This is a genomic window from Lentzea sp. NPDC006480, assembly GCF_040611995.1.
Taxonomy (GTDB): Bacteria; Actinomycetota; Actinomycetes; order Mycobacteriales; family Pseudonocardiaceae; genus Lentzea.
Genome location: NZ_JBEXPJ010000270.1, coordinates 1 through 7,442, shown reverse-complemented (window position 1 = coordinate 7,442; position 7,442 = coordinate 1). Strand labels below are relative to the sequence as shown.

General features: G+C 69.2%; 6 protein-coding genes and 1 pseudogene. 3 read left to right on the top strand and 4 right to left on the bottom strand.

The window, feature by feature from the left end; genetic code table 11:
* Positions 1–104: 104 nt before the first annotated feature.
* Entirely contained in the window at positions 105–2,162 is a 2,058-nt protein-coding gene (locus ABZX92_RS44350; RefSeq protein WP_355571975.1) for an elongation factor G-like protein EF-G2, read from the bottom strand.
* Positions 2,163–2,408: 246 nt separating this feature from the next.
* Between ABZX92_RS44350 and pdxS the strand changes: the two genes are divergently transcribed.
* Positions 2,409–3,302: a pyridoxal 5'-phosphate synthase lyase subunit PdxS gene (pdxS, locus tag ABZX92_RS44345; protein WP_355571973.1), complete on the top strand. Its 894-nt coding sequence runs from the start codon at positions 2,409–2,411 to the stop codon at positions 3,300–3,302.
* A gap of 49 nt (positions 3,303–3,351) precedes the next feature.
* Here pdxS and ABZX92_RS44340 read toward each other — a convergent pair whose 3' ends face one another.
* Positions 3,352–3,606 (bottom strand): hypothetical protein, encoded by a 255-nt coding sequence (locus tag ABZX92_RS44340; RefSeq protein ID WP_355571971.1) that lies wholly within the window; start codon positions 3,604–3,606, stop codon positions 3,352–3,354.
* 85 nt (positions 3,607–3,691) lie between these two features.
* Between ABZX92_RS44340 and ABZX92_RS44335 the strand changes: the two genes are divergently transcribed.
* On the top strand, positions 3,692–4,606 hold the full coding sequence (locus ABZX92_RS44335) for a hypothetical protein (protein ID WP_355571969.1): 915 nt from the start codon (positions 3,692–3,694) through the stop codon (positions 4,604–4,606).
* Here the strand turns inward: ABZX92_RS44335 and ABZX92_RS44330 are convergent.
* Together ABZX92_RS44330 and helR are read right to left on the bottom strand one after the other, a co-directional pair.
* Positions 4,599–4,811, bottom strand: a complete 213-nt coding sequence (locus ABZX92_RS44330; protein ID WP_355571967.1) for a hypothetical protein — start codon at positions 4,809–4,811, stop codon at positions 4,599–4,601. The genes ABZX92_RS44335 and ABZX92_RS44330 overlap by 8 nt on opposite strands.
* 111 nt (positions 4,812–4,922) lie before the next feature.
* Positions 4,923–7,124: an RNA polymerase recycling motor ATPase HelR gene (helR, locus tag ABZX92_RS44325; RefSeq protein WP_355571965.1), complete on the bottom strand. Its 2,202-nt coding sequence runs from the start codon at positions 7,122–7,124 to the stop codon at positions 4,923–4,925.
* Between the two features lie 220 nt (positions 7,125–7,344).
* On the opposite strand from helR, the pseudogene ABZX92_RS44320 reads away from it, so the two are divergent.
* Positions 7,345–7,442, top strand: a pseudogene (locus ABZX92_RS44320) (amino acid--tRNA ligase-related protein); the annotation flags it as partial.

Here is a 7,442-nt window from a genome sequence, read left to right as displayed (position 1 = left end):
GGGCGTGGCGAGCCTGAGCTGGGCGCTGCAGCACCGCACCTGGTGGCTGCTCGCGGTGGCGTTGTTGCTGCTGGCGCCCGCACTGCGCATCCTGCAGACGCCGGCTACTTGGCCGAGCGTGCGGCGAGCGCCTCCGGGATCGGGTCGTAGCGGGAGAAGTGGCGGGTGAACGTGCCTGTGCCTGACGTCATCGCGCGGAGTTCGATGGCGTAGCGCAGGAGTTCGCTGGAGGGCACTTCGGCTCGGATCACCGTGCGGCCGCCTTCGTCGGCCTCGGTGCCCAGTACGCGGCCTCGGCGGCCCGAGAGGTCGCCCAGGACTGTGCCCATGTGTTCGTCCGGGAGGCGGATGGCCACTTCGTCCAGAGGCTCCAGGAGGGTGGTTCGGCCCGCGTTCGCGGCTTCCTTCAGGGCCATGGCGCCCGCCGTTTGGAAGGCGGCGTCGGAGGAGTCGACCGAGTGGGCCTTGCCGTCGACCAGGGTTACGCGGACGTCGACCACCGGGGTGTGGTCGTGGAGGCCGCGTTCCAGTTGGGCGCGGACGCCCTTTTCGACTGAAGGAATGAACTGGTTGGGGATGGCGCCGCCGACGATCTTGTCGACGAACTCGAAGCCCGAGCCTCGGGGGAGTGGTTCCACGACGATGTCGCACACCGCGTACTGGCCGTGACCTCCAGATTGCTTCACATGTCGGCCGTGGCCCTTTGCCGAGCCCGCAAAGGTTTCGCGCAACGCCACGCGGACCGGTTCGGTGTCGATCTCGGCGCCGCCTGCTCGGAGGCGGGCGAGGACCACGTCGGCGTGGGCTTCGCCCATGCACCAGAGGACCATTTGGTGGGTCTCGGCGTTGCGGTCCAGGCGGAGGGTCGGGTCGCTGGCCACCAGGCGGTTGAGGTTGCGGGCCAGGTTGTCCTCGTCGCTTCGGGTGCGGGGGACCACGGCTACCGGGAGGAGTGGTTCCGGCATGTCCCAGGGAGCCATCAGGAGAGGCTGTTCCGGGGCAGAGACGGTGTCGCCGGTTTCCGCTGTGGTGAGTTTCGTCAAAGCGCAGAGGTCTCCGGCTACGCAGTACGGGACTTCTCGCAGGGTGGCGCCCAGTGGCGAGTAGATGTGGGCCACGCGTTCGTCGGCGTCGTGGTCCTCGTGGCCTCGGTCGGCCATGCCGTGGCCCGAGACGTGCACCGGGCGTTCTGGGCGGAGGGTGCCCGAGAAGACGCGGACCAGGGACACGCGGCCCACGTAGGAGTCGACTGCTGTGCGCACGACTTCGGCCACGAGCGGGCCGTCGGGGTCTACGGACATGCGGGGCTGGGGGATGCCCTCGACTGACGTGACGTCCGGGACCGTGTGTTCGAGCGGGGACGGGAAGGCGCGCGCTATGCCGTCGAGAAGTTCTGTCAGGCCCATGCCGGTGGCGGCGCAGACCGGCATCACCGGGTGGAAGGAGCCGCGTGCGACCGCGGTTTCCAGGTCGGCGATGAGGGTGTCCTGGTCGATTTCCTCACCCGCCAGGTAGCGGTCCATCAGGGTTTCGTCTTCGCTCTCGGCGATGATGCCCTCGATGAGGGCGGCGCGTTCTTCCGGGTGGTTGTCGCCCTGGGTGAGGAGGCCGACCAGGGAGTCGCCGTCCTGCATGTAGAGGGGGACCACGCCCGCGCCGAACGCGGCTTGGCACTCGATGACCTCGTTGGCGAAGTTGGCGCGGTGGTGGTCGGTGCGGGTGATGACCACGGCGCGCGGCATGCCGACCACGGCGCACTCTTCCCACAGGGAGATGGTGGCGGCGTCCACGCCCTCGAAGGCGTTCACAACAAAAAGGGCCGCGTCCGCGGCCCGTAGTCCTGCCCTCAGTTCGCCGACGAAGTCGACGTAGCCCGGGGTGTCGATGAGGTTGATCTTGATGTCGCCGTGGTGGAGCGGGGCCACGGAGAGGCCTACCGAGCGTTGTTGCCGGACGGCGGCCGGGTCGTGGTCGCAGACGGTCGTGCCCTCGGTCACCGATCCTGCTCGGGTCAGGACGCCGGTGGCGGCTAGCAAGGCTTCGGTGAGCGTCGTCTTGCCCGCGCCGGACGGGCCCACGAGCACGACGTTGCGGACCTTGGCCGGGTCGTCCACAGCGACCGCGCCTGCCGGGGTTCCGTTGTCGGAGTGCTTGCTTCCCATGGCTACCTCCGTCAAGTCGTAGTGTTCGATCTCACACCCGTTCACCTCCCGGTACAAGTGGGAGACCCCGACTGGACGCCTTCCTGGTTGTGAGAGCGTTTCGACTTCGGGGAAGTGGCACGTATCACGACCTGCGGTTGATCGCGAAGTGGCCTTCTGGTTCCGGGCTCCAGTGGCTTGGGTGAGGTGGCCACGTGAGACGTAGGATGGGTTAACCGGAAACTTCCCCTCGTGAAAGGTTGGCCCGTGAGCAACGACCAGGTCACTGGCACCGCCCGCGTCAAGCGCGGCATGGCCGAGATGCTCAAGGGTGGCGTGATCATGGACGTGGTCGACGCCACTCAGGCGAAGATCGCGGAAGACGCCGGCGCCGTCGCCGTCATGGCGCTCGAGCGCGTGCCCGCCGACATCCGTGCGCAGGGCGGCGTCGCCCGCATGAGCGACCCCGACCTGATCGACGGGATCATCAACGCCGTCTCGATCCCCGTGATGGCCAAGGCTCGCATCGGCCACTTCGTCGAGGCCCAGGTCCTCGCGTCGCTGGGTGTCGACTACATCGACGAGTCCGAGGTGCTGACCCCGGCCGACTACGCCAACCACATCGACAAGTGGGCCTTCACGGTTCCCTTCGTCTGCGGTGCGACGAACCTCGGCGAGGCCCTGCGCCGCATCACCGAGGGCGCGGCGATGATCCGCTCCAAGGGCGAGGCCGGCACCGGTGACGTCTCCAACGCCACCACGCACATGCGCAAGATCCGCCAGGAGATCCGCCGCCTGCAGAACCTGCCCGAGGACGAGCTGTACGTGGCCGCCAAGGAGCTCCAGGCGCCGTACGAGCTCGTGAAGGAGATCGCGCAGAACGGCAAGCTCCCCGTCGTGCTGTTCACCGCGGGCGGCATCGCCACTCCGGCCGACGCCGCGATGATGATGCAGCTCGGCGCCGAGGGCGTGTTCGTCGGTTCCGGCATCTTCAAGTCCGGCAACCCGGCCCAGCGCGCCGAGGCCATCGTGAAGGCCACGACGTTCTACGACGACCCGGACGTCATCGCCAAGGTCTCGCGCGGCCTGGGTGAGGCCATGGTCGGCATCAACGTCGAGGACGTGCCGGAGCCGCACCGCCTGGCCGAGCGCGGCTGGTAAGTCTCAGGATTGGATGAAGGCGCATCGCTTCGTGCGGTGCGCCTTTTTCTCATGTGGCAAGGATGAAGATCGCGACGCCGAGCAGCAACGCGAACACCGTGAGCGTGATGGCGAGCGCGATGCCCGAGCCGGACACGGGTGGTGCCACCGGGATGACCGGCTCCGGCACCTCGTAGCTGCCGATGGGACGTGTGCTTCCGCGCGGCTCTGGCTGTGCCGGGCCTTTCGAGAAGGCCGAGAACGGATCCGGGTTGTCCGCGTAGAGGTCGCGCTCGTCGAACGGCTCGTGCGGTGGTCTGCTCATGAGGTCCCCCCAGACTTCGGAAGCCGAGCTTAGCCGGTGACGCGTTCCTCCGGCGGCTTCCTCGTCCGGCTGCCATGATCGGCTCATGATCTGGGGGCTTCGGGCGTTGGTGCTGGTGGTCGTGTTGTTGGCGGCCGGTTGTGGGCGCGGTGACGACGAGATCGCTGCTCTGCGTCAGGCGGTCGAGGCCGAGATGGCCGCGGCGCCGTTGCCTGCCGGCGCCTCGTTGGTGCGCGGGCAGTTCGACAAGGGGTGCCACGACTTCTTCGAGTGCGCGGACGGGCCGGACCGGCCCGCGGCCCACACGGCTGATCTCTACTTGGGGCGGCCGTTGGCCGGTGCGGCGAGCGAGTGTGTGTACTTCGTGGAGATGTTGCGAGACAAGGGTTTCCAGCTCGTCGGGACCTGGGACGAGGCGCAGTTCAAGGTCGACGAGGCGGCGTGCGCGGCCGGGCATCCCGGCGCCGGGGCTGTGGTGCGGGCGGACGGGCGGTCGTTCAGCGACAAGGCTTCCCTGAAGTTCTCGCTGCTCGACGGCGACCGGGTGGCCCCTCGGTACGAGCTCACGTACTCGCCGCAAGCGCCGGTGGTGCTGAGCGAGGTGCGTCTGACGCGTTCGGTGGTGGTGCACATCCGGGGTGCGCTGGACCGCCCGTTCGTGCTGTCGGCCGGGCCGGAGGTCGACGGGATCACCAGCGGACAGTCGCTCGGGGGTCAGTGGCGGGTGGCGGCGAGCACGACCTCGTTGCGGTTCGAGGTGACGTGCGACGCGCGTGACGAGGCCTGGTTGGAGGCGCACGACCCTGAGATGAACGGTGGGCCTGAAGAGCGGCGGCGCGTGGTGCCGTGCACGGGCGCGGCCACCGTGGTCGACGTGCCGGTGGTCCTCAAGAAGGACAAGGCGTACGTGGCGGTCAGCGTGTACGGGAGTCCCGCTTCGGTTCGGCAGCAGCCGCCGCGGCACGGGGACTACGTGGTCCGGTTCGTCTCGGCTAGCTGATCGGGTAGACCTCGACGTCGGCGCTGTGCCCGGAGGCGCCCGCCAGCCGGGCGTCGCAGGTCACGAGCGGTACGTCCAACTGCTCGGCGAGCACGCCCTGGTCGCGGCGGCTCGACCGCTCGTACAGCTCCGCCATCGACGGCTTCCTGGCCAGTTCGACCAAGTGGTTGCGCAAGTAGGTGGTCAGCGACACGCCGGTGCGCAACTACCTGATCGTGGTCTCAAACCTTCGGTGGCAGGTCGGCCGGTGGGATGGGCGGAGTCGTGGCCGCCCATCCCAGGCCTGGTCAGGACCCTGTGGAACCGCTTGTCAGAGTCAGGTGCGCACCGTCTCGGTGAGACCGGACAACGCCGCGGGCAACGGCGAGTGGTGCAGCACGCCGAGTCGTTGCGTCGCACGGGTCAGCGCCACGTACAGCTCGGCCGCCCCGCGCGGGCCGTCGGCCAGGATCCGTTCCGGCTCGACCACCAGCACCGAGTCGTACTCCAGGCCCTTGGTCTCGGAGGCGGGCACGGTGCCCGGCACGCCGGGTGGCCCGATCACGACACTGGTGCCCTCGAAGGCGGCCTCCGCGGCGACGAACTCCTCGATCGCGGCCGGCAGCTCCTCCGCGGAAACCTGACGCGACCACGGCTGAACCCCGTTGGAGCGCACCGATTCCGGCGCCTGCACGTCCGGCGCGAACTCGGCGAGCACCTGGGCCGCGACCGCCATGATCTCGGCCGGCGTGCGGTAGTTGACCGTGAGCGAGCGGTAGATCCAGCGTCCCGGCACGTATGGTTCGAGCATCTGGCCCCACGACGTGGCGCCCGCGGATGAACGGCGTTGCGCCAGGTCGCCCACCACCGTGAAGGAACGGCTCGGGCAGCGGCGCATCAGCACCCGCCAGTCCATTTCGGACAGTTCCTGCGCCTCGTCGACGACCACGTGCCGGTAGGTCCAGCCGCGGTCCGCCGAGGCGCGTTCGACCAGCGTGCGGGTGTCGTGCTCGTCGAACCGGTCGGCCAGGTCCTCGGCGAACATGAGGTCCGTGGCGAACAGGTGGTCCTCGTCGTCCATGTGGTCCTGGCGGCCGACGAGGCTGTCGAGCACCTCGGCGGCGTAGCGGGCCTCGGCCTGCTTCTCGGCCAGCGCGGCCTGGTCGGCGGCCTGTTCGCGGCCGTCCCGGCCCAGCAGCTCGTGCAGCTCGTCGAGCAGCGGCACGTCCGACACCGTCCACGCCTCGCCGTCAACGCGATGCAGAGACGCGTCCGCGCCCGCCGCCGCGAGACGTTCCGGGGACGAGTACAACGAGCCCAGGAGCTTCTCAGGCGTCAGCAACGGCCACATCTCGTCCAGCGCGGCGGCGAACCGGTCGTCGTCGGCCAGTTCCTTGAGCAGGCCGGAGCGCATGTCCTCCCAGCCCTGCTTGTCGGACCGCGACAGCCAGCCCTTCCCGATCCGGCCCAGGGCGCGCTCGGTCAGCACGTACGTGATGATCTCGGCGAACACCTTGCGGGCCTCGTTGTGCGGCAGGCCGCTGTCACGCGCCTCCTGCCGGGCCCACTCCGCCGTCTCGGTGTTGATCTCGACGACGACGTCCTTCATGCCGATCGGGATCGGCGATGCAGGCAACCGCTGCCGGTCCGCCACAGCGGCGCGAAGCACGTCCACCATCTTCAGCGAGCCCTTGAGCCGCGCCACGTCCGGCGTGTCCTCCGACGACGTCCGCAGCCCCGGCAGCAGGCCGCCGGCGGTCGAGAACACCACGTCGGACTCGCCCAGCGACGGCAGGACGCGGCCGATGTGGTTGAGGAACGCCGGGTTCGGGCCCACGACGAGGACGCCGTGCCGTTCCATGCGCTCTCGTTGCGTGTACATCAGATAGGCGACGCGGTGCAGCGCCACGACGGTCTTGCCGGTGCCGGGACCGCCCTCGATCACCAGCACCCCGGGGTGGTCGAGCCGGATGATCGCGTCCTGCTCGGCCTGGATCGTCGCCACGATGTCGCGCATGCCCTCGCCGCGCGGCGCGTTCAACGCCTCCAGCAGGGCCACGTCGCCCTGTTCCTCGCCGAGCTTGCCGAAGACCTCGTCGGTGAAGCCCGCCACGGCACGGCGGCGGGTGTGGAACTGGCGGCGCCGCGCCATGCCCTCCGGCTGCGCTCCGGTTGCCGTGTAGAACGGGCGCGCCGCCGGGGCGCGCCAGTCGAGCAGCACCGGCTCGAAGTCGTCGAACTCGTCGAACAGGCCGATCCGGCCGATGTAGGACGGGTCACCGCCGACGCTGTCCAGCCGGCCGAAGCACAGCCCGTTGTCGGCGACGTTCAGCCGTTTCATCTCGCGGTGCCGGGCCCGCACCTCGTTGTCCCGTTCCATCGCCGTCTCGCCGGTGCCACCCAGCGCAGACTGGTACGCCGCCTTCACGCGCGCGCGTTCAGCGTCGAGCCGTGCGTAGAGACCGGCCACGTAGTCGCGTTCGGACTGCAGTTCTTCTTCGTACCCCACGTGCTCCCCACAGCGCCTGATGACTGGCATGAGGCGATGAGTGTGAACGACGCACGGGGTCTTGTGGCAAGGCCCCCCACCTGCTATACGGTTAAGTGGGAGAAAAACGCGGGAGCTTCTTCGCGTACGCGACCCGGCAGGGGCGCCGCGGCCAGTTGCTCCGATGCCCCCTCACCGCCACCGGATCAGGGTCCAGCAGCCGCATCTTCAGGCGCTCGACGAGCCGCGTGATCACGACCTTCATCTCCAGCTGCGCGAAGTGTTCAAGTTCGGCGCGCCGCCGCACGGTGGCATCGCGCTCGGCTGGGACCGCCTCGTCATGCTGCTCGCGGGGGTCGACTCGATCCG

What these genes read in the sequence shown, in the direction of transcription:
- ABZX92_RS44350 (WP_355571975.1), bottom strand. Translation starts at nt 2,162, where the DNA reads ATGGGAAGCAAGCACTCCGACAACGGAACCCCGGCAGGCGCGGTCGCT.
- ABZX92_RS44340 (WP_355571971.1), bottom strand. Translation starts at nt 3,606, where the DNA reads ATGAGCAGACCACCGCACGAGCCGTTCGACGAGCGCGACCTCTACGCG.
- ABZX92_RS44335 (WP_355571969.1), top strand. Translation starts at nt 3,692, where the DNA reads ATGATCTGGGGGCTTCGGGCGTTGGTGCTGGTGGTCGTGTTGTTGGCG.
- helR (WP_355571965.1), bottom strand. Translation starts at nt 7,124, where the DNA reads ATGCCAGTCATCAGGCGCTGTGGGGAGCACGTGGGGTACGAAGAAGAA.